16 protein-coding genes are annotated in these 19,390 nt (G+C 74.3%); 8 read left to right on the top strand and 8 right to left on the bottom strand.

All coding sequences use genetic code 11. From position 1 onward, the window contains the following. Nucleotides 1–12 precede the first annotated feature (12 nt). On the bottom strand, nt 13–519 hold the full coding sequence (locus ACFYWG_RS05080) for an ATP-binding protein (RefSeq protein WP_376324986.1): 507 nt from the start codon (nt 517–519) through the stop codon (nt 13–15). A 218-nt stretch (nt 520–737) separates the two neighbouring features. On the opposite strand from ACFYWG_RS05080, the gene ACFYWG_RS05085 reads away from it, so the two are divergent. After that, the gene (locus ACFYWG_RS05085; RefSeq protein ID WP_389199339.1) at nt 738–1,493 is read left to right on the top strand and encodes an enoyl-CoA hydratase/isomerase family protein; all 756 of its coding nucleotides are present in this window, start codon (nt 738–740) and stop codon (nt 1,491–1,493) included. Here the strand turns inward: ACFYWG_RS05085 and ACFYWG_RS05090 are convergent. After that, nucleotides 1,480–2,115, bottom strand: coding sequence for a DJ-1/PfpI family protein (locus tag ACFYWG_RS05090; protein ID WP_389199341.1), 636 nt, complete (start codon nt 2,113–2,115; stop codon nt 1,480–1,482). The two genes, ACFYWG_RS05085 and ACFYWG_RS05090, sit on opposite strands and share 14 nt — an antisense overlap. A 205-nt stretch (nt 2,116–2,320) precedes the next feature. Continuing rightward, nucleotides 2,321–3,280, bottom strand: a complete 960-nt coding sequence (locus ACFYWG_RS05095; RefSeq protein WP_389199343.1) for a GlxA family transcriptional regulator — start codon at nt 3,278–3,280, stop codon at nt 2,321–2,323. A 113-nt stretch (nt 3,281–3,393) separates the two neighbouring features. Between ACFYWG_RS05095 and ACFYWG_RS05100 the strand changes: the two genes are divergently transcribed. From ACFYWG_RS05100 to ACFYWG_RS05115, 4 genes are all read left to right on the top strand, one after another. Then, nucleotides 3,394–4,263 (top strand): hypothetical protein, encoded by an 870-nt coding sequence (locus ACFYWG_RS05100; protein WP_389199345.1) that lies wholly within the window; start codon nt 3,394–3,396, stop codon nt 4,261–4,263. Between the two features lie 157 nt (nt 4,264–4,420). Then, a complete protein-coding gene (locus tag ACFYWG_RS05105) occupies nt 4,421–4,546 on the top strand; it encodes an LPFR motif small protein (RefSeq protein WP_267889763.1) in 126 nt (41 codons plus the stop codon). A gap of 100 nt (nt 4,547–4,646) precedes the next feature. After that, complete coding sequence (locus ACFYWG_RS05110; RefSeq protein WP_389199346.1) at nt 4,647–7,037, top strand: Tex family protein; 2,391 nt, start codon at nt 4,647–4,649, stop codon at nt 7,035–7,037. A gap of 112 nt (nt 7,038–7,149) precedes the next feature. Beyond that, nucleotides 7,150–7,707 carry a putative glycolipid-binding domain-containing protein gene (locus tag ACFYWG_RS05115; RefSeq protein ID WP_383507456.1) on the top strand — a complete coding sequence of 186 codons (558 nt, stop codon included), beginning with the start codon at nt 7,150–7,152 and terminating at the stop codon, nt 7,705–7,707. Here the strand turns inward: ACFYWG_RS05115 and ACFYWG_RS05120 are convergent, their stop codons facing one another. Together ACFYWG_RS05120 and ACFYWG_RS05125 are read right to left on the bottom strand one after the other, a co-directional pair. Continuing rightward, nucleotides 7,708–9,348: an ABC-F family ATP-binding cassette domain-containing protein gene (locus tag ACFYWG_RS05120; RefSeq protein WP_385420834.1), complete on the bottom strand. Its 1,641-nt coding sequence runs from the start codon at nt 9,346–9,348 to the stop codon at nt 7,708–7,710. 13 nt (nt 9,349–9,361) lie between these two features. After that, nucleotides 9,362–10,396, bottom strand: a complete 1,035-nt coding sequence (locus tag ACFYWG_RS05125; RefSeq protein ID WP_389199349.1) for an oxidoreductase — start codon at nt 10,394–10,396, stop codon at nt 9,362–9,364. Nucleotides 10,397–10,462: 66 nt separating this feature from the next. Here ACFYWG_RS05125 and ACFYWG_RS05130 point away from each other — a divergent pair, with 66 nt between their 5' ends. Continuing rightward, nucleotides 10,463–11,413, top strand: a complete 951-nt coding sequence (locus ACFYWG_RS05130; protein ID WP_383507447.1) for an FAD-dependent oxidoreductase — start codon at nt 10,463–10,465, stop codon at nt 11,411–11,413. Between the two features lie 68 nt (nt 11,414–11,481). On the opposite strand, the gene ACFYWG_RS05135 is transcribed toward ACFYWG_RS05130, so the two are convergent. The 3 genes from ACFYWG_RS05135 to ACFYWG_RS05145 all read right to left on the bottom strand — a co-directional run bounded on the left by ACFYWG_RS05135 (nt 11,482) and on the right by ACFYWG_RS05145 (nt 16,538). Next, on the bottom strand, nt 11,482–13,206 hold the full coding sequence (locus ACFYWG_RS05135) for a BCCT family transporter (RefSeq protein WP_376324470.1): 1,725 nt from the start codon (nt 13,204–13,206) through the stop codon (nt 11,482–11,484). Between the two features lie 75 nt (nt 13,207–13,281). Beyond that, nucleotides 13,282–14,577 carry a M14 family metallocarboxypeptidase gene (locus tag ACFYWG_RS05140; RefSeq protein WP_385420842.1) on the bottom strand — a complete coding sequence of 432 codons (1,296 nt, stop codon included), beginning with the start codon at nt 14,575–14,577 and terminating at the stop codon, nt 13,282–13,284. Then, nucleotides 14,574–16,538, bottom strand: coding sequence for a Xaa-Pro dipeptidyl-peptidase (locus ACFYWG_RS05145; RefSeq protein ID WP_389199351.1), 1,965 nt, complete (start codon nt 16,536–16,538; stop codon nt 14,574–14,576). The genes ACFYWG_RS05140 and ACFYWG_RS05145 overlap by 4 nt, the downstream gene beginning before the upstream one ends. Nucleotides 16,539–16,740: 202 nt before the next feature. Between ACFYWG_RS05145 and ACFYWG_RS05150 the strand changes: the two genes are divergently transcribed. Next, nucleotides 16,741–18,249, top strand: coding sequence for a M1 family metallopeptidase (locus ACFYWG_RS05150; RefSeq protein WP_389199353.1), 1,509 nt, complete (start codon nt 16,741–16,743; stop codon nt 18,247–18,249). Nucleotides 18,250–18,461: 212 nt separating this feature from the next. Beyond that, the gene (locus ACFYWG_RS05155; protein WP_389199355.1) at nt 18,462–19,349 is read left to right on the top strand and encodes an arginase family protein; all 888 of its coding nucleotides are present in this window, start codon (nt 18,462–18,464) and stop codon (nt 19,347–19,349) included. The last annotated feature ends 41 nt before the right edge of the window (nt 19,350–19,390 follow it).

Below are 19,390 nucleotides of genomic sequence, written 5' to 3' on the forward strand. Positions count from 1 at the left end.
GCCGGCGCGGCGCTAGGGCAGCCGGGCGGGTTCGAGCGGCAGCGCGGCCCAGATCACCTTGCCGCCGCTCGCGGTGTACTCGACCTCGCAGACACCGCCGGCCTCCCGGGTGATCTCACGCACCAGGAGGAGGCCGCGCCCGCCGGTGCGGCCGTGGTCGGTCTCCAGGGCCGTGGGCCGGTAGGGGTGGTTGTCCTCCACGGACAGGCGCAGCCACTGCGCGCCGACGGCCAGCTCGACGGCGATCGTCGGCGAGAGCACCGCGGCGTGCTTGACGGCGTTCGTCACCAGTTCGGAGACGATCAGCAGCAGCCCTTGGGCCAGGTCGTCCGAGACCGGTACGCCCTGGCGCAGCAGCAGGTCCCGCACCGCGTGCCGGGCCTGTGGGACGGAGGCCTCCACCGCCGGCGCGGTGAACCTCCAGACCCCTTCGTACGGCAGCGGATCCGCGGGCCCGGGACCGAGGGGCGCCGTGCCGCCCTCGGGGCGCCGGCCGGTTCCGCGCCCGTCGTCGTCCATCGTCCGGTCGCCACCCTCGCGCTCGATTGTCGCCACAGGTCGAGTGTTGGGAACGATGCACTGCCCCCCTCGGAGCTGAACACAAGTCAGCAACTATCGAGCACTTCTGACCGTTGGCGTATGACACGGTCAGTTGTGGGACTGGTCCTGTCCTTGTTGTGCCGTCTCGGCGAACTATTCGGGTTGTACGGGTTTGGCATGCGGATAGCATCCGGCGCATGGAGCCGCAGCTGGACCACGCCGTGACCGACTCGGTCGCGACGGTCGTCATCCGCCACCCCGAGAAGCGCAACGCCATGACCGCCGCGATGTGGCGGGCCCTGCCACCGCTGCTGCACGGCCTCGCGGACGATCCGGCGGTACGGGCGCTGGTGCTGACCGGCGAGGGCCGGACGTTCTGCGCCGGTGCCGACATATCGACACTGCGGGGTTCGCCCGAGGAGGCACAGGCTCTGGCCGTGCGGGCCGAGGAGGCGCTGGCCGCCTTCCCCAAGCCGACGCTGGCGGTGATCCGGGGGCACTGCGTCGGCGGCGGCGCCCAGCTCGCGGCCGCCTGCGATCTGCGGTTCGCCGAGGAGGGCGCCCTGTTCGGGGTCACACCGGCGAAGCTCGGCATCGTCTACCCGGCGTCCTCGACCCGGCGGCTGGCGTCCCTGGTGGGCCCTGCCACCGCCAAGTACCTGCTGTTCTCCGGGGAGCTGATCGACGCGGAGCGGGCGCTGCGCACGGGGCTGGTCGACGAGGTCCTGCCCGAGGGCGAACTCGGCAAGCGGGCGGCGGAGTTCACCCGTGTCCTGGTGTCGCGCTCCCAGCTGACGCAGGCGGCGGCCAAGGAGTTCGCGGACGGCCGGACGGACCGGGACGCGTACTGGGCCGGGCAGGCGCGCGGCAGCGGCGACGCCGCGGAGGGCGTCGCCGCGTTCCTGGAGCGCAGGCAGCCGCGGTTCGGCTGGGGCGTGCCTACGTCAGGATGACTCCGGAGTGGGCGCGGACCAGGTCGACGAGGTGGGCCGGGGCCTTCTCGGGTGATCCGGCGTCGTAGGGCGGCTGCGGGTCGTACTCGGTCGCCAGCTGGACGATCCGGGCGTGGTCGTCGCCGGCGATCCGGCCGAGGAGCGTCAGGCCCATGTCGATGCCGGCGGAGACGCCGGCCGCGGTGACGTACTTGCCGTCGGTGACGACCCGTTCGCCCGTGGGCTCGGCGCCGTGCCGGCGCAGCTCCTCCAGGGCCAGCCAGTGGGAGGTCGCACGGCGGCCCCGCAGCAGCCCGGCGGCGGCCAGCAGCAGGGAGCCGGTGCACACGGACGTGGTCCAGGTGCTGGTGGCGTCCGCGGCGCGCAGCCAGCCGGCCAGGGGGCCGTCGGGGGCCAGGGGAAGCGGGCCGGGGCCGCCGGGGACGACGACGATGTCGGGGCGGGGCACGTCGGCCAGGGTCCGGTCGGCGACCAGGGCGAGGCTGCCGGTGTCGCTGCGCACCGGGCCGGCCTCCTCCGCGACGAACACCGTCTCGGCGCCGGGCAGGCGCCCCAGGGTCTCGTACGGTCCCACGGCGTCTAGGGCGGTGAAGCCCTCGTAGAGGGCGATGGCGATCTGCATGGTGTCCCTTCGGTCGGCGGGAGGGCGTGGCGGGGGCGGGCGCTCCGGCGCTGCCTGCGGCGGCGGGGCGGCCGGTCCCGGCTCAGGGGCGGGCCGGGGGGCGGTCGGTCCCGGTTCAGGGCGTGGTGAGGCGGCCGGTCCCGGTTCGGGGCGCGCCGGGGGCCGGTCCCGGTCCAGGGCGTGGTGGGGCGGGCCGGGTCCCGGCTCAGGGCGCGGCCGCCGGGCGGAAGCGCCGGCGGTACTCGGCGGGTGACGTCCCCAGGACCCTGAGGAAAGCGCGGCGCATCGCCTCCGGGGTGCCGTAGCCGCTGGTGCGGGAGATCTCCTCGACGCCGTCGGCGGTGTCCTCCAGCAGGCGGCGGGCGTGCTCCAGCCGGACGCGGTCCACGTAGCGGCCCGGCGTCGTGCCGGTCTCGGCGCGGAAGGCGCGGGCGAAGTGGCGGGGCGACAACCGGGCGCGGGCGGCCAGGGACTCGACCGACAGATCGGCCCCGGGGCGCTCGGCGATGTAGCGCTGGACCTCGCGCAGGGGTTCGCGGTGCGCGGTCTGGGCGGCCAGCTGCGCGCTGAACTGCGCCTGGTTGCCGGGCCTGCGCAGGAACACCACCAGGTGGCGGGCGACGGTCAGGGCGGCCTGCCGCCCCAGGTCCTCCTCGACCAGGGCGAGGGCGAGGTCGATCCCGGCGGTGACACCCGCCGAGGTGGCGACGTTCCCGTCGCGGACGTAGACGGGGTCGGGGTCGATCTCGACAGCGGGGTGCCGGCGGGCGATCCGGTCGCAGTACGCCCAGTGCGTGGTGATGCGGCGGCCGTCCAGCAGCCCCGCCTCGGCCAGTACGGCGGCGCCGGTGCACACCGACACCAGCCGGGCGGCGCGCGGGCCGTGCTCGCGCACCCAGTCGACCAGGCGCGGGTCGGGCCGCAGGCTGCCCGACCCGCCGGGGACGAGCAGGACGTCCGGGTCGGACGCGTCGGCCAGGGACCCGTCGGGCACGAAGGTCAGGCCGCTGGTGCTGCGCACGGGCGCCCCGTCCAGGGACGCCGTGCGGATCCGGTACGTGCCGGGGCGGAGCAGTTCCGCGCCCGCGAAGACCTCCACGGGCCCGGTGACGTCGAGACTCTGCAGGCCGTCGAAGAGGACGACGAGAACCGTGCGCTGGGCCATGCCCCGATTCTTCGGGGGCCCGCGGCCTGGCCGCAATGCCGAGTTCCCCACCTTTCCTGCCATGGCCTGCACGGCCGTGGAGGCCATACCAAGCGGTTGGTAACCTGCCGGGCATGACGACTGCCGCCCTGGAGCCGCGCGCCGGCCGACGCTGCCACACCATGCTCAACTCCCTGCACGCGACGCACTACTTCTCACCCGACTTGGGCCGTGAGCTGGGCGCCGTCGGCATCACCCACCCGCGGGCGGTGAACTTCGCCGTGCGGGCCGCGGCCCTCGGCCCGGTCGGCCCGGGCCCGGTGGCGGCCGCCTTCTACAACTACAAGTACGAGCTGGTCGCCCGGCACGTCCCGGCCGTCTGGGAGACGGCCGCACCGTCCCGGGTGCTGGCGGCACGCACGCGTGCGGTCGACGCGACGCTGCGCCGGCTGCTCGGCGAGGAGGCCGTGGCGTCGGCGGAGATGGCCGAGGCGGCGCGGCTCGCGCTGCGCGCCGCCGAGGCCTGCTCGCGCGAGGCGCGGCCGCTGTACGCCGCCCACGCCGACCTGCCCGTCCCCGAGGAGCCGCACCTCGCCTACTGGCACGCGGCGACCCTGCTGCGCGAGCACCGGGGCGACGGCCACCTGGCCGTCCTGATGTCCGCCGGGCTGGACGGCCTGGAGGCGCTCGTGACGCACACGGCGACGGGCAAGGGCATGACCCCGAAGTGGGTGTTCAGCACCCGCGGCTGGACGCAGCAGGAGTGGGACGCGGCGACGGAACGGCTGCGGGAGCGGGGGCTGCTGGAGGCCTCCGGCGAGCTGAGCGAGCAGGGAGCCGCCCAGCGCGCGGAGATCGAGCAGGAGACGGACCGCCTCGACCGCGCCCCGTACGAGCACCTGGGCGCCGACGGCGTGGCCCGGCTGACCGAACTGGGCGGGACGTTCGCGCGGGCGGCGCTCACGGCGGGCGCCTTCCCGGCGGACCTGATCGGCAAGGCCTGACACCGGGCCCCCTCTCCGCGCCGGTGGGAGCGCACCGCGCGAGCCCTCCTCCGGTGCGTCCGGGCGGGCGGGCGCGGTCGTCACGCATGGTGAGCCGTTCACGAGGTACCTGTTCTCCACCGGCCGGTGCGGCCGGGACGAAGGAAAGGGGAATTTCGTGTTCCGTGCCATCGCAGACGTGCTGCGCCAGATCGGCGGCGCCATCGCCACCGTCGTGACGCTTCCCTTCCGGGCCCTGGCCCGGCTGTTCGGCGGCGCCTCCTCCTCCACCCGCCGGGCCTGACCCGGCCGCCCGGCCCGCCGGGGCCGCCCTGATCCCCGGGTGCCGGTGCCACCTGCCACAATTGCCGCGCAACCCCAGCGGCAGAAGGCGGTACGGGATCGTGACGACACCCGGGTCCAACGGGTCCATCGAAGGCAGGATCGCCGAGGAGCTCGGCGTACGGGAGCGGCAGGTCAGGGCCGCCGTGGAACTGCTCGACAGCGGTTCGACGGTGCCCTTCATCGCCCGCTACCGCAAGGAAGCGACCGAGATGCTCGACGACGCGCAGCTGCGCACCGTCGAGGAGCGGCTGCGCTACCTGCGGGAGCTGGAGGAGCGGCGGACGGCGATCCTGGAGTCGGTGCGCGAGCAGGGCAAGCTCACCGAGGAACTGGAGACGCGGATCCGGGGCGCCGAGACGAAGGCGCGCCTGGAGGACATCTACCTGCCGTTCAAGCCGAAGCGGCGTACGAAGGCCCAGATCGCCCGCGAGGCGGGCCTCGAGCCGCTGGCGGAGGGGCTGCTCGGCGATCCGTCCGTCGACCCCCTCGCCGCGGCCGCCGCGTTCGTCGACGCGGACAAGGGCGTCGCCGACCCGCAGGCCGCCCTCGACGGTGCCCGGGCGATCCTGACCGAGCGGTTCTCCGAGGACGCCGACCTGATCGGCGAACTGCGCGAACGCATGTGGGTGCGCGGGCGGCTCGCCGCCCGGGTGCGCGAGGGCAAGGAGGAGGCGGGCGCGAAGTTCGCCGACTACTTCGACTTCGCCGAGCCGTTCACCGAACTGCCCTCCCACCGTGTCCTCGCCATGCTGCGCGGCGAGAAGGAGGAGGTCCTCGACCTCGTCCTCGAACCCGAGGAGCCCACCGACGGCCCCTCCTCCTACGAGGGCGTCATCGCCCACCGGTTCGGGATCGCCGACCGGGGCCGCCCCGGCGACAAGTGGCTGAAGGACACGGTCCGCTGGGCGTGGCGCACCCGCGTCCTGGTCCACCTCGGCATCGACCTCCGGCTGCGGCTGCGCACGGCCGCCGAGGACGAGGCGGTGCGGGTCTTCGCGGCGAACCTGCGCGACCTGCTGCTCGCCGCCCCCGCGGGCACGCGTGCGACGCTCGGCCTCGACCCCGGCTTCCGCACGGGCGTCAAGGTCGCCGTGGTCGACGCGACGGGCAAGGTCGTCGCCACGGACGTCATCCACCCGCACGTCCCCGCCAACCGCTGGGACGAGGCCCTGGCCAAGCTGGCCCGGCTGGCGAAGGAGCACGCGGTCGAACTGATCGCGATCGGCAACGGCACGGCCTCCCGGGAGACCGACAAGCTCGCCGGGGAGCTTCTCGCCAGGCACCCGGAGCTGAACCTCACCAAGGTCATGGTGTCCGAGGCGGGCGCGTCGGTGTACTCGGCGTCCGCCTTCGCCTCGCAGGAGCTGCCCGACATGGACGTGTCGCTGCGCGGCGCCGTGTCGATCGCCCGCCGGCTGCAGGACCCGCTGGCCGAGCTGGTGAAGATCGACCCGAAGTCCATCGGTGTGGGGCAGTACCAGCACGACCTGTCCGAGGTGAAGCTGTCGCGCTCGCTGGACGCGGTCGTGGAGGACTGCGTCAACGGCGTCGGCGTGGACGTCAACACCGCGTCGGCCCCGCTGCTGGCCCGGGTCTCCGGCATCACCTCCGGGCTCGCCGAGAACATCGTGGCGCACCGGGACGCCAACGGGCCGTTCACCTCCCGCCGCGAGCTGAAGAAGGTCGCCCGCCTCGGCCCCAAGGCCTACGAGCAGTGCGCCGGCTTCCTGCGCATCCGCGGGGGCGAGGATCCGCTGGACGCCTCCAGCGTGCACCCGGAGGCCTACCCGGTGGTCCGCCGCATGGTGAAGACGGCCGGGCAGGAGGTCGCCGCGCTCATCGGCAACACCTCCGTCCTGCGCTCGCTGCGGCCCCAGGACTTCGTGGACGAGTCCTTCGGCCTGCCGACCGTCACCGACATCCTGAAGGAACTGGAGAAGCCGGGCCGCGACCCGCGTCCGGCGTTCAGGACCGCCGCCTTCAAGGAGGGCGTCGAGAAGATCGCCGACCTGACCCCCGGGATGATCCTGGAGGGCGTGGTGACGAACGTCGCCGCCTTCGGCGCGTTCGTCGACGTCGGCGTCCACCAGGACGGCCTGGTGCACGTCTCCGCGATGTCGAAGACGTTCGTGAAGGACCCGCGGGACGTGGTGAAGCCCGGGGACATCGTCAAGGTGAAGGTGCAGGACGTCGACATCCCGCGCAAGCGGATCTCGCTGACGCTGCGGCTGGACGACGAGGCCGCGCCGCAGGGCGCGGGCGGCGGCGCCGGTGAGCGGCGGCAGCGCGGCGGGCGCCCGCCGCAGCAGCGCCAGGGCGGTGGCGGCGCACGCCGCGGCGGCCAGGCCGGCGGCGGCTCGCGCCAGGCCGCGGCGCCGCCGGCCAACAGCGCGATGGCCGACGCGTTGCGCCGGGCGGGGCTGGTCGACCCGAAGAACGGGCGCCGCTGACGGCGTTCCGCCGGCGGCCGCGGGGAGCTGCCGGCCGGCCGTGGGCCGGCCGCGCGGTTCCCCACGCCCCTCGGGGAGGCGCCCGGGCCCCCTTCGGGCCTACAGTGGCCGCATGGTCACGTCGCGCACCCTGACCTGGGCGGTCCTGGCGAGCGGGGGGTTCGAGACCGCCTGGGTGCGGCGCGCCGACGGCGGGCTGGCGGCACGCGGGCGGGCCGTCGGCATCGATCCGGAGCCGTACTGGATCTCCTACGAACTCGACGCGCCCGAGGAGTTCGTGACGCGCCGGCTGCGGGTGACCGCCGAGTCCGCGGCCGGCAGCCGCGCACTGGACCTGCGGCACGACGGCGGCGGCGCCTGGACCGCGAACGGCGAGCGGCTCCCCGAGGTGGACGGCGCCCTGGACTGCGATCTCGGGTTGTGCCCCCTGACCAACACCCTGCCGGTGCTGCGCCACGGCCTGCACCGGGGGCCGGGAGAGGCCGAGTTCCTGATGGCCTGGGTGTCCGTGCCGGACCTGGCGGTGCGGCCGGCCCGCCAGAGGTACCGGTACCTGCGGCCCGGCCGGGTCGGCTTCGCCTCCGGCGACTTCCGCAGCGACCTGGAGTTCGACGAGGAGGGGTTCGTCGTGGACTACCCCTCCCTGGCCCGGCGCCTGGCGGCCGTCTAGTCAGCGCTCGGTCACCTTGCCGTCCGCCACCTCCAGACGGCGCGTGATGCGCACCGCGTCCAGCATGCGGCGGTCGTGCGTGACCAGCAGCAGCGTCCCCTCGTACGCGTCGAGGGCGGACTCCAGCTGCTCGATGGCGGGCAGGTCGAGGTGGTTGGTCGGCTCGTCCAGGACCAGGAGGTTCACCCCGCGGCCCTGGAGCAGGGCCAGCGCGGCCCTGGTGCGCTCGCCCGGGGACAGCGTCGCCGCGGGACGCAGGACGTGGCCGGTGCCGAGGCCGAACTTGGCCAGGAGGGTGCGCACCTCGACCGGCTCGGTGTCCGGGACGGCCGCGCGGAAGGCGTCGAGCAGGCTCTGCGGGCCGTGGAACAGCTTGCGGGCCTGGTCCACCTCACCGAGCAGGACGCCCGAGCCGAGCGCGGCGTGCCCGGCGTCCAGGGGGACGCGGCCGAGGAGGGCGGCGAGCAGGGTCGACTTGCCGGAGCCGTTGGCGCCCGTGACCGCCACCCGGTCCGCCCAGTCGATCTGCAGGGAGACGGGCCCGAGGACGAAACCTCCGCGCTGCACCTCGGCGTCGCGCAGACTCGCGACGACGGCGCCGGAGCGCGGGGCCGAGGCGATCTCCATGCGCAGTTCCCACTCCTTGCGCGGCTCCTCGACGACGTCGAGGCGCTCGATCATGCGCTGGGTCTGCCGGGCCTTGGCGGCCTGCTTCTCGCTGGCCTCGCTGCGGAACTTGCGGCCGATCTTGTCGTTGTCCCCGCCGGCCTTGCGCCGGGCGTTCTTGACGCCCTTGTCCATCCAGGAGCGCTGCATCTGCGCGCGGTCCTGGAGGGCGGCCTTCTTGTCGGCGTACTCCTCGTAGTCGTCGCGGGCGTGGCGGCGGGCGACCTCCCGCTCCTCGAGATAGGCCTCGTAGCCGCCGCCGTAGAGGTTGATCCGCCGCTGGGCGAGGTCGAGTTCGAGGACCTTGGTGACGGTGCGGGCGAGGAACTCGCGGTCGTGGCTGACGACGACCGTGCCGGCGCGCAGGCCGGTGACGAAGCGTTCGAGGCGCTCCAGGCCGTCCAGGTCGAGGTCGTTGGTCGGCTCGTCGAGCAGGAAGACGTCGTAGCGGGACAGCAGCAGGGAGGCGAGGGAGGCGCGGGCCGCCTGGCCGCCGGACAGGGACGTCATCGGCTGGTCCAGGTCGACCGCGAGGCCCAGGGAGCCGGCGACCTCCTCGGCGCGTTCGTCGAGGTCGGCGCCGCCGAGGCCGAGCCAGCGCTCCAGGCTGGTGGCGTAGGCGTCGTCGGCTCCGGGTGTGCCGTCGACCAGGGCCTGGGTCGCCTCGTCCATGGTCCGCTGCGCCTCGGCGACGCCCGTACGGCGGGACAGGAACGCGCGGACGGACTCGCCGGGGCGGCGCTCCGGCTCCTGCGGGAGGTGGCCGACGGTGGCGGCCGGCGGGGACAGGCGCAGTTCGCCCTGCTCGGGCGTGGTGAGGCCGGCGAGCAGCCGCAGCAGGGTGGACTTGCCCGCGCCGTTGGCACCGACCAGGCCGATCACGTCGCCGGGTGCGACGACGAGGTCGAGTCCGGTGAACAGGGAGCGGTCGGCGTGGCCGGCGGCGAGGTTCTTGGCGACGAGGGTGGCAGTCATCAGAGCGCCGATCCTAGTGGGCCGCTTCCGGGGTCACGGCCGTGGCCAGGACGCCGGTGGCGGTGCGCGCCACGAGGAAGGACCGGCCCCTGACCGCCTTCGGGTCGAGGGCGAGGCGGTGCCGGCCCGGCGGGAGGACCTCGTCGAGCAGGTCGCGGGTGCGGGTGCGGGACAGCCGGTCGACGCGGTACGCGGTGAGGGTGACCCGGCAGGCGGAGGTGACCTCGATCTCCGCGTGGCCGGGGCCGGCGGTCAGGCCCGTGAGGCGGCGCTGCCCGGCCGGGCTGCGGTCGAGGGCGTGCTCGATCTGGGCGACGAGGACGGGCACGACGGGGGCGAGGCCGTCGACGCGGGCGACCGGGACCCGGGCGTCCGCGAAGGCCCGCAGGACGGCGGTGCGTTCGCGCTCCGGGGTGTCCCGGCCGAAGACGACGGCGCCGTAGCCGCGCAGTTCCTCGGCGGGCACGCGGTGGGCGTCCCGGGCGATGTCGGCGCCGATGCCGATGGTGCGCAACGCCGCGGCCAGTCCGGCGAGGACGGCGGCGCGGGCGCCGATGAGGAGCACCCGGGGGCGGGGCGCCCGGTCCGGTGGGTCCAGCAGGGTGGCGAGGGCGGCGCGGTACTCGGCGCCGCGGAAGCGGAACGGGCCGATGCCGGGGTATCCGTTGAGGGCGAGGTCGGCCGTCTCACCGGTCTGCCAGGCGAAGTCGGCCCAGACGACGTCCTCGCCGTCCTGCCGGATCACCGCGGTGACGGCGCCGCACGCCAGGTCCTCGCACTCGGGGCAGGCGTAGACGACGTAGCGGCCGCCGGGCAGCGGGGCCGGGCTCTCCAGGAGCAGGCTGCGGACCTGCGCGGTGAAGATCGCGGGCGGGACGTCGGAGGCGAGCGGGGAGACGGCGTCGAGGTCGGAGAGCCGGAACAGCAGCGGGCGCCCGTCGACGACGAAGTCCACGAAGTCGCGGTGGACCCGGTGACCGCCGTCGGTGCGGACTCCCCCGGCCCGCATCGCCGGGGCCAGGCCGAAGGTGGTGTACTCGGCACACATGCTGTGAGTATCCCCGCACTCAGGGTGAGGTGAGCACGGCATGGCACATTCCGCTACGGTCCCGGCATGGCGAGCGAGCTGAGTGACGGGATCGTGGTGGTCGGGGGCGGGGTCGTCGGTCTGACGACGGCGGTGGTGCTCGCCGAGCAGGGGCACCGGGTGCGGGTGTGGACACGGGACCCCGTGGCGGCGACCACCTCCGCCGTCGCGGGTGCGCTGTGGTGGCCGTACCGCATCGAACCGATGGCGCTCGCGCGGACATGGGCCCTGCGGTCGCTGGAGGTGTACGAGGAACTGGCGGCGGGGTCCGGGGCGTCGGGCGTGCGCATGGTCGAGGGGGTACTGGGAGGCACCCGGTTCGACGAGGTCGACGGGTGGCTGGCCGGCCGGGTGCCCGGGCTGCGGGCGGCCACGGCCGCGGAGTACGCCGGGACGGGCGTGCGGGCGCGGCTGCCGCTGATCGACATGCCCGCCCATCTGCCGTGGCTGCGCGAGCGGTTCGTGGCGGCGGGCGGGGTGGTGCAGGCGCGCGCGGTGTCCTCCCTCGGTGAGGTGGACGCGCGTGTGGTGGTCAACTGCACGGGGCTGGCCGCGCGTGAGCTGGTCCCGGACCCGGCGGTACGGGCCGTGCGCGGGCAGCTGGTCGTGGTGGAGAACCCCGGGATCACCACGTGGCTGGTCGCCGACGACCCGGACGGGGAGCACGCGTACCTGTTCCCGCAGCCGGGCGGGCTCGTGCTCGGCGGGACCAGCGAGGAGGACGCCTGGTCGCTGGAGCCGGACCCGGCGACGGCCGAGGCGATCGTGCGGCGCTGCGCCGCGCTGCGTCCGGAGATCGCGGGGGCGCGGGTGCTGGAGCACCGGGTGGGGCTGCGCCCGGTCCGCGACGCGGTCCGCCTGGAGCGCGAACGGCTGGCGGACGGGCGCGTGCTGGTGCACAACTACGGGCACGGCGGCGCGGGCGTCACGGTGGCCTGGGGCTGCGCGCGGGAGGCGGCCCGGCTGGCCGCGGCCTGACCGGCACCGGCGGCAGCGGCAGCGGGCGGCCGGGCCGTGGTGGCCGGGCCGCCCGCCGCGGTGGCAGGTCAGTGCTTGCCGACCGGGTCCCCCTCGACGTCCGGGCCGCGGCCGGGGCCGACGCGGAGTTCGAACTCGCCGTCGTACTTGGTGTGGCCCTCGATGACGGCCTGCTCGACCGCCTCGGAGCCCATCCGCTCGCGCACGACCACCGGGTCGCGGCGCAGGTCGCGCATGAGGGCGACGCACATGAAGACCATCACGACGACGAACGGCGCCGCCGCGAGGATCGTGAGGTTCTGCAGGCCCGTCAGGGCGTCGCCCTGCCCGCTGCCGACCAGCAGCATGATGGCGGCCACCGCACCGGTCACCACGCCCCAGAAGACGACCACGAAGCGGCCGGGTTCGAGGGCGCCCTTCTGCGACAGGGTGCCCATGACGATCGAGGCGGCGTCGGCTCCCGAGACGAAGAAGATGCCGACGAGGACCATCACCAGCAGGCTGGTGACCGTCGCGATCGGGAACTGCTGGAGCACGCCGAAGAGCTGGCCCTCCGGGGTCGTCTCCTTGCCGAGCTGCCCCTCCTGCTGCATCCGCATCGCCGAGCCGCCGAAGATGGCGAACCAGATCAGGCTGACCGTGCTGGGCACCAGGATCACGCCGCCGACGAACTGCCGGATCGTCCGGCCCCGACTGATCCGGGCGATGAACATGCCGACGAACGGCGTCCACGAGATCCACCACGCCCAGTAGAAGACCGTCCAGCTGCCCAGCCAGTCGGCGACGCCCTCGCCGCCGCTGGCCTCCGTGCGCCCGGCCAGCTGGGGAAGGTCGCCGAGGTAGGCGAAGACCGACGTGGGCAGCAGGTCGAGCACGATGATGGTCGGGCCCGCGACGAACACGAACAGGGCGAGCACCAGCGCCAGCACCATGTTGGTGTTGGACAGCCACTGGATGCCCTTCTCCACCCCGGAGATGGCGGACGCGACGAAGGCCAGGGTCAGCACGGCGATGATCGTGACGAGCAGCCCGGTGCTCACCTCGTCCATCCAGTCCAGCTCCTGGACGCCGGAGCCGATCTGGAGCGCGCCGAGGCCCAGGGACGCGGCCGAACCGAAGACGGTCGCGATGATGGCGAGGACGTCGATGGCCCGGCCGATGCCGCCGTTGGCGTTCTTCCGGCCGATGAGCGGGGTGAACACGGCGCTGATGGTCTGCCGGCGCCGCCTGCGGAAGGTGCTGTAGGCGATGGCGAGACCGACCACCGCGTAGATCGCCCACGGGTGGAGCGTCCAGTGGAACAGGGTGGTGGCCATGGCCGTTTCCATGCGCTCACCGGAGTCGGCCGGGTCGGTGCCGGGCGGGGGGGTCGTGTAGTGCGACAGCGGTTCGCTCACGCCGTAGAACATCAGGCCGATGCCCATGCCGGCGCTGAACATCATCGCGACCCAGGAGACGGTGCGGAACTCGGGCTCCTCGCCCTCCGCGCCCAGGTGGATCCGGCCGTAGCGGCTGATCGCGAGCCAGAGGGCGAAGACGACGAACCCGGAGGCGGCGAGCATGAACGCCCAGCCCCCGTTGTGCATCAGCCCGCTGAGCATGCTGGTGGAGACGTCTTCGAGCGAGTCGGTCGCGGTGGCGCCCCACACCACGAAGGCCAGGGTGAGCACCGCCGTGACGCCGAAGACGATGCGGTCGGTCTGCGGGCGGTCCTGACCGGGCAGGCCCGCTTCCGACCCCGGTAGCGCGGTCCCCTCCGGGGAACCCTTGTCGCTTGGTCGTTCTCGCGTCACTGGCGGCACCTTTCATCGGGACAGCAGCGGAGGTGTTGCTCCTCCGTAAACGCTGCTACCACGACTGGCGCATTTTCACCCCTGCCGACATGTGGTTTCGGGTGAACCTCCGATCAGGTGGTACTCGGCCCGGTCGTCCAGCAGCAGCGGGACGAGGGCCCGCAGGGGCTGGCGCAGCGGGACGAGGACGCCCTCCCGGCCGGTGCGGACGCGTACACCGTGCAGGGCGAGTTCGTCCCCGACCTCGGCGTACTGGGCGGCGGTCAGGCGGTAGCCGCAGGGCGGGTCCTGGACGACGTCGGCCGGTTCGGGGGCCTCGTTGTCGGCGCCGCCCAGGTAGACCGGGCCGGTGTCCGCCAGGCCCGCGAGGCGAGCCTTCGCCGTGGTGGCCCCGATCCGGGCGCGGCGCTGGTCGCTGTAGGCGAACAGACCGGCCAGCGCGTCCCGCTGCGAGGTCACGCGGCGGCGGTTGTTGAGGGCCTCGTCGGCCTGCTCGGCCTCGGTGAGCGGGTCGACGCGGCTCTCGATGAGCAGGCCCACCGCGTGCTTCACGCCGGACATGTTGCGCAGGATCCGCTCCTGCCCGTCCCCGGCGACCTGGCGGACCGGTTCGCCCGTGACCGGGTCGGTCCAGATGCCGTAGGTGCCGGTGGAGCGGCCGGCCCGCCGGGCGGCGGGGCGCACGTACGCCTCGGACAGGGTGCGTGCCTCGTCGTGGACGCCCTCGTCGGTGTTGAGGTTGCGCGGCCACAGGTCGAACAGGTCCTTGTCGTAGTACGGGGGCGTGGCGCCGTACTCGTGCAGGTCGTAGACGATGTCGGGGCGCCGGTCGCGGAGGACCGCGGCCAGGGCGCGGCCCTCGGCGGTGCGCAGGGCGAGGTGGTCGCGGTTGATGTCGACACCGTCGCCGTTGCCCCGGGTGCCGGCCGCCCGTCCGTCGGGGTTGGCGGTGGGCACGACCAGGACCGTGGTGCGGTCCAGGAACCGCCGGGTGCGGCTGTCGCGCGCGAGGGCGAGGTCGCGGACGGTGGTCAGGCAGGCCTCGCGTCCGGCGGGTTCGTCGCCGTGCTGGCTGCACACGAGGAGCACCGTGTGGGGGCTGCGCCCGCTGCCGACGCGGACCAGTTGCAGCGGGCGGCCCTGTGCGGTGGTGCCGAAGCGGGTCACCGCGACGCGGCTGCTGGAGCGGTCGACGGCCCGCAGGAAGTCCTGCTCCTCGGGCTGGGTGGTCCAGCGGGCGCCGTCGCTGCGTTCGAAGCCGGTGCGCGGCGGGGCCTCGGTGGCCGCCCGGGCCGGTGCGGCGACGAGGGACGCGGCGAGCGCCGCGACGGCCGCGACCAGTGCGGCGACAGGGGCGGTGCGGCGGCTCACCGGCCTCCCTCCGGGACGCGCTGGACGGTCCGCGGTTCGCGTACGCCGTCCAGGGCGCCGGCGTCGGGGGCGGCGGGCGCGGCGCCCGAGGTGGCGCGGGCGAAGGCGGCGGCTCCGCCGGTGAACGGCACGCGTGCCGAGGTGCGGGACAGGTCGAGGGTCAGCTTCGGCCGGTCGGCGGGCGGGTCGATCAGGCCCTGGTCGGTGCCGGCGACGATCAGCGCCAGGCGGTGGCCCTTGCGCACGACGTGGTCGGTGGCCGCGAGGTCGAGGGTGATCGTGTACCGCTTGCCCGGGGTGAGGGGTGATCCCTGGAGGTCGGAGGCGTGGTTGCCGAGGTCGGCCCAGCCGCGGCTGACGACCGTGTAGTCGACGTCGGCGGTCTTCGCCCTGGTCTCCTTGAAGCAGGAGTTGTCGCCCGCGGTGCTCGCTCCCCAGCAACTGCGGTCCGTGAGCGTGGTGATTCCCTCACCGGCGTCGGCGTGGTCACGGACGGTGGCGGGGCCGACGTCGACGAGGACGGCGGACAGGTGCGCCGTCGGCGTGGACGGCGTCGCGGTGACGGTGACCTTCGAGGAGCCGGCCAGGCGCAGGTCGCGGGTGAGCGGGCGCGTGGTGAAACCGGCCTTCTCCGGTGTCGGCCTGTCGATCTGCGCGGCCCAGTCGGTCTCGTTCAGGCGCGGGTCGTCGGTGAAGGACTCGGTGCCGTGGCCCCGCCGCAGTCCGAGGGTGCCGACGCCTTCCTCGGCGCCCCGGCCGGGCCGCAGGGTGGCGGCGCGGGTGCCGCTCGGGGGCCAGGTCCGGGAGGTCTCCCAGGTGTCGGGTGCGCGTTCGATGTCGGCCATGGGCTCGCGGTCGATGCCGTTGTCGTAGCCCATGAGTTCGTGGTCGAACCAGCGGTGCAGGGTCTCCACCCAGGCGCCGCGCCGGAAGTCGAAGGGGTCGACGTGGCCGGTCTGGGAGAGCCAGATCTTGCGCTCGACGCCGTTCTTCGCGAGGGCGTCCCACCACTGGCCGACGTGCTTCATGCGGACGTTGAGGTCCTGCATGCCGTGGACGAGGAAGACGCTGGCCTTCACCTTGCGGGCGGCCTGCACGTAGTCGCGCTCGGTCCACAGCGGGGTCCGGTCGCCGGTGCGCGGGGCGCCGTCGGTCAGCTTCTGCTGGACGGGGCCGCACCGGGCGCGGGCGGCGGGGCTGTTGACGTAGTCCGACAGCCATGCGGGGCCGGAGTCGTAGAGCGGGGCGCCCTGCTGGAAGTAGTAGTCGTACCAGGAGGAGATGGCGCTGATGGGCACGATGGTCTCCAGGCCCTCGACGCCGGTGGCGGCGACGCCGTTGGCGATGGTGCCGTCCCAGCTCTTGCCGATCATCCCGGTGCGGCCGTCGGTCCAGCCCGCGGTGGCGCGGGTCGTGCCGGTGCGGGTGGTGTAGGCCCGGGCGCGTCCGTTGAGCCAGTCGATCACGGCCTTCGCCGACCGCACGTCGGAGCGGCCGCCGACGTCGACGCAGCCGTCCGAGCGGTTGGTTCCGGCCAGGTCCACCCCGACGAAGGCGTAGCCGCGGGGCACGAAGTAGTTGTCGTAGTAGAGCGGCATCCGCACGACGTCGCCGTTCGCGTCGTACGTCTTCTTCTGGCTCTCGTTGCCGCGCCCGCAGCAGGAGTAGTACGGGCTGGCGTCCATGATGACGGGGACCTTGCGGCCCTGCCGGGCGGGTTCGCGGGGGCGGACGATGTCGACGGCGACGCGGTCGGTCCTGCCGTCGCGGTCGCCATCGAGTCCGGTGTCCACCCAGACGGCCTCGCGGACGGCGTCCGCGTAGGAGTGGACGGGGCGGCTGCCGCCGGGTGCGGCGGACGCGGTGGCCGGGGCCGCCGGGGTCAGCAGGGTGGCCATCAGGGCGGCCGTGGCCGCCGTCGCGAGCGGTCTCCAGGTCGTGAAGCGCGTGCGTTTCGGCATGCGCCGGACGCTACCTCGGTGAACTCCGGTGCAGAAGACGGCACCTGACGGACCGGCGTGTCCCGGGGGTCCCCCGCGGGGCAGGTGGCGCGTGTCGGCCGAATGGCGATCGTGTGACAGCGGGGGCCATGGACATGACTAGCGGCTCAGGTGGTGAATAGGTTCGTCACGGACTTCGGGACCCTACGACTTGGAGCCTTGCGTGCACCGCAGAATCATCGCGCCGGGAGCCCTGGCGGCGGCCGTCACCCTGCTGGCGATCCCGGCATCGGCCGCTTCCCTCTCCCCCGGCGCGCCGGGTGTCGGCGACCCCTACTACCCGGCCTACGGCAACGGCGGCTACGACGTCTCGCACTACGACCTGAGACTGAAGTACCAGCCGGCCACCGACGAACTGGAGGGCACGGCGACCCTCGTCGCCCGCACCACGCAGGACCTGTCGCGCTTCAACCTGGACTTCCTGCTCGACGTCACCGAGGTGCGCGTCAACGGCGCCACGGCCGCGTACCGCACCTCGGGCGAGCAGGAACTGGAGGTCACGCCGAAGAAGCCGCTGGCCCGGGGCGCGCCCGTCACGGTCGTCGTCCGCTACCGCGGGGTGCCCTCCTCGAAGAAGGCGTTCGGGTTCACCAGCTGGCACCGCACACCGGACGGGGGCGTCGCCGCCAACGAGCCCGAGGCGGCGGCCTGGTGGTTCCCGAGCAACGACCACCCGCTGGACAAGGCCACCTACGACGTGTCCGTGCTGGTCCCGGACGGGACCCAGGCCATCTCCAACGGCAGGCTCCAGTCGACGAGTTCACGCCTCGGCTGGACCCGCTGGAACTGGCGCTCGAACAAGCCGCAGGCCACGTACCTGGCCACCCTGGCGGTCGGCCGGTTCGACATCACCACCGGCACGAGCGAGAGCGGCATCCCGGTCCTCAACGCCTACAGCGAGGACCTCGGGGACAACGCCGGCGCGGCCAGGGCGAGCATCGAGCGGACCGGGGAGATCGCGGACTGGCTGGCCGGGTACTTCGGGCCGTACCCCTACGACGCGCTCGGCGGGTACGTGCCGAACACGACGACGGGGTACGCGCTGGAGACGCAGACCCGGCCGTTCTACAGCCCGCGGCAGTTCGCGAACGGCTCGAACGTGTCCGTCGTGGTCCACGAGCTGGCCCACCAGTGGTACGGCGACTCGGTGTCGCTCGAGCGCTGGAAGGACATCTGGATCAACGAGGGCTTCGCGCGGTACGCGCAGTGGCTGTGGTCGGAGCACGAGGGCGAGGGCACGGCCCAGCAACTCGCCGACCACGTCTACGCCTCGCACCCCGCCGACGACCCGTTCTGGACGGTCCGGCCCGGCGATCCCGGCCCGGACAACCAGTTCGACATCGCCGTCTACGACCGGGGCGCACTGGCCGTCCAGGCCCTGCGCAACGAGGTCGGCGACGAGGCGTTCTTCGCGATCCTGCGGGGCTGGCCGCGGAAGTACGCGCACGGCAACGCGTCGGTCGCCGACTTCCGCCGCTACGCCGAGGAGGTGTCCGGCACGCCGCTGGCCGCGCTGTTCGACACGTGGCTGTTCCAGCCGTCGAAGCCGGGGGCGCCGGCGGCGCGGGCCGCGGCGGTGGCGAAGGGGCCGGGGGCCGCGAAGCAGCCGAGGTCCTGGAAGAAGATCGCCGCGACGAACGGGGTGCACGGGCACGAGCGGCACCGGCACTGACGCGCCCCGCCGGGCTTCCCGGTCTACGGTGGGCCCATGCGCACCCGGGGTGAGCGGCCGGGGGTGCGTGGGCCCAGCGGCGCGGCGGGCTCGCGGGACGCCGCCGGACCGGCGGAAGACCCGTCGGCCGGCCGGTGACGGGGCAGGCGCTGCGTGACCCGGCCGCGGAACGGGGCCGGCGGCGTGCGGGCCGGACGGTGGAGGAGGCGGGCGTGCGGGACGTGGCGATCGTCGAGGCGCCGTCGGTGCTCGGGCTGCGGCCGATCGGCGTGGAGGAGCTGCCGGGGGCGCTGCTCGGGGCCGGGCTGGCCGAAGGGCTGGGCGCGGTGCGGGCGGGGCGGGTGGAGCCGCCGCCGTACGACCCGGAGCGGGACCCGGCGACCGGGCTGCTCAACGCGGACGGGATCGCGGCCTACTCCGGCGCACTGGCCGACGCCGTGGGGGCCGTCCTGGACGGAGGCCGCTTCCCGGTGGTGCTCGGCGGCGACTGCAGCGTGCTGCTGGGCGCCCTGCTCGCGCTGCGCCGCCGGGACCGGCACGGCCTGCTGTTCCTGGACGGGCACAGCGACTTCTACCAGCCCGCGGCGGAGCCGGCCGGCGAGGTGGCGTCCATGGAGCTCGCCCTGGCCACCGGCCGGGGGCCGCGGGTGCTGGCCGACCTGGAGGGCAGGGGGCCGCTCGTCCGGGACGAGGACGTCGTCGCCCTGGGCTTCCGGGACGCGGAGGAGTCCGCGGCGTACGGGATGCAGCCGCTGCCGGCCGCACTGCACGCGATGGAGCTGGACACCGTCCGTGCCCTGGGCGCGGGCGAGGCCGCCCGGCGGGCGGTCGGGCTGCTGACCCGGGGCGGCGCGGACGCGGGCTACTGGGTCCATCTCGACGTCGACGTGCTGGACGACGCGGTGATGCCGGCCGTCGACCACCGCCAGCCGGACGGCCTGTCCTGGCAGGACCTGGAGACGGTGCTCCGGGCGGCGCTGCGCGGCGGCCACGCGGCCGGCCTCACCGTCACCATCCTCAACCCCCGCCTGGACCCCACCGGAAGCATCACTGGCGAGCTGGCCGCGTGCCTGCTGCGGGCCTTCGACGGGCAGGGCTGACGGCGGACCGTCGGCGGGGCCGCTGCGGGCGGGGCCGCCGT

Source organism: Streptomyces sp. NPDC003456 (genome assembly GCF_042878735.1).
Classification (GTDB): Bacteria; Actinomycetota; Actinomycetes; order Streptomycetales; family Streptomycetaceae; genus Streptomyces.

Coding starts and splice junctions, on each gene's coding strand:
- ACFYWG_RS05080 (WP_376324986.1), bottom strand. CDS start 519: ATGGACGACGACGGGCGCGGAACCGGCCGGCGCCCCGAGGGCGGCACG.
- ACFYWG_RS05085 (WP_389199339.1), top strand. CDS start 738: ATGGAGCCGCAGCTGGACCACGCCGTGACCGACTCGGTCGCGACGGTC.
- ACFYWG_RS05090 (WP_389199341.1), bottom strand. CDS start 2,115: ATGCAGATCGCCATCGCCCTCTACGAGGGCTTCACCGCCCTAGACGCC.
- ACFYWG_RS05095 (WP_389199343.1), bottom strand. CDS start 3,280: ATGGCCCAGCGCACGGTTCTCGTCGTCCTCTTCGACGGCCTGCAGAGT.
- ACFYWG_RS05100 (WP_389199345.1), top strand. CDS start 3,394: ATGACGACTGCCGCCCTGGAGCCGCGCGCCGGCCGACGCTGCCACACC.
- ACFYWG_RS05115 (WP_383507456.1), top strand. CDS start 7,150: ATGGTCACGTCGCGCACCCTGACCTGGGCGGTCCTGGCGAGCGGGGGG.
- ACFYWG_RS05120 (WP_385420834.1), bottom strand. CDS start 9,348: ATGACTGCCACCCTCGTCGCCAAGAACCTCGCCGCCGGCCACGCCGAC.
- ACFYWG_RS05125 (WP_389199349.1), bottom strand. CDS start 10,396: ATGTGTGCCGAGTACACCACCTTCGGCCTGGCCCCGGCGATGCGGGCC.
- ACFYWG_RS05130 (WP_383507447.1), top strand. CDS start 10,463: ATGGCGAGCGAGCTGAGTGACGGGATCGTGGTGGTCGGGGGCGGGGTC.
- ACFYWG_RS05145 (WP_389199351.1), bottom strand. CDS start 16,538: ATGCCGAAACGCACGCGCTTCACGACCTGGAGACCGCTCGCGACGGCG.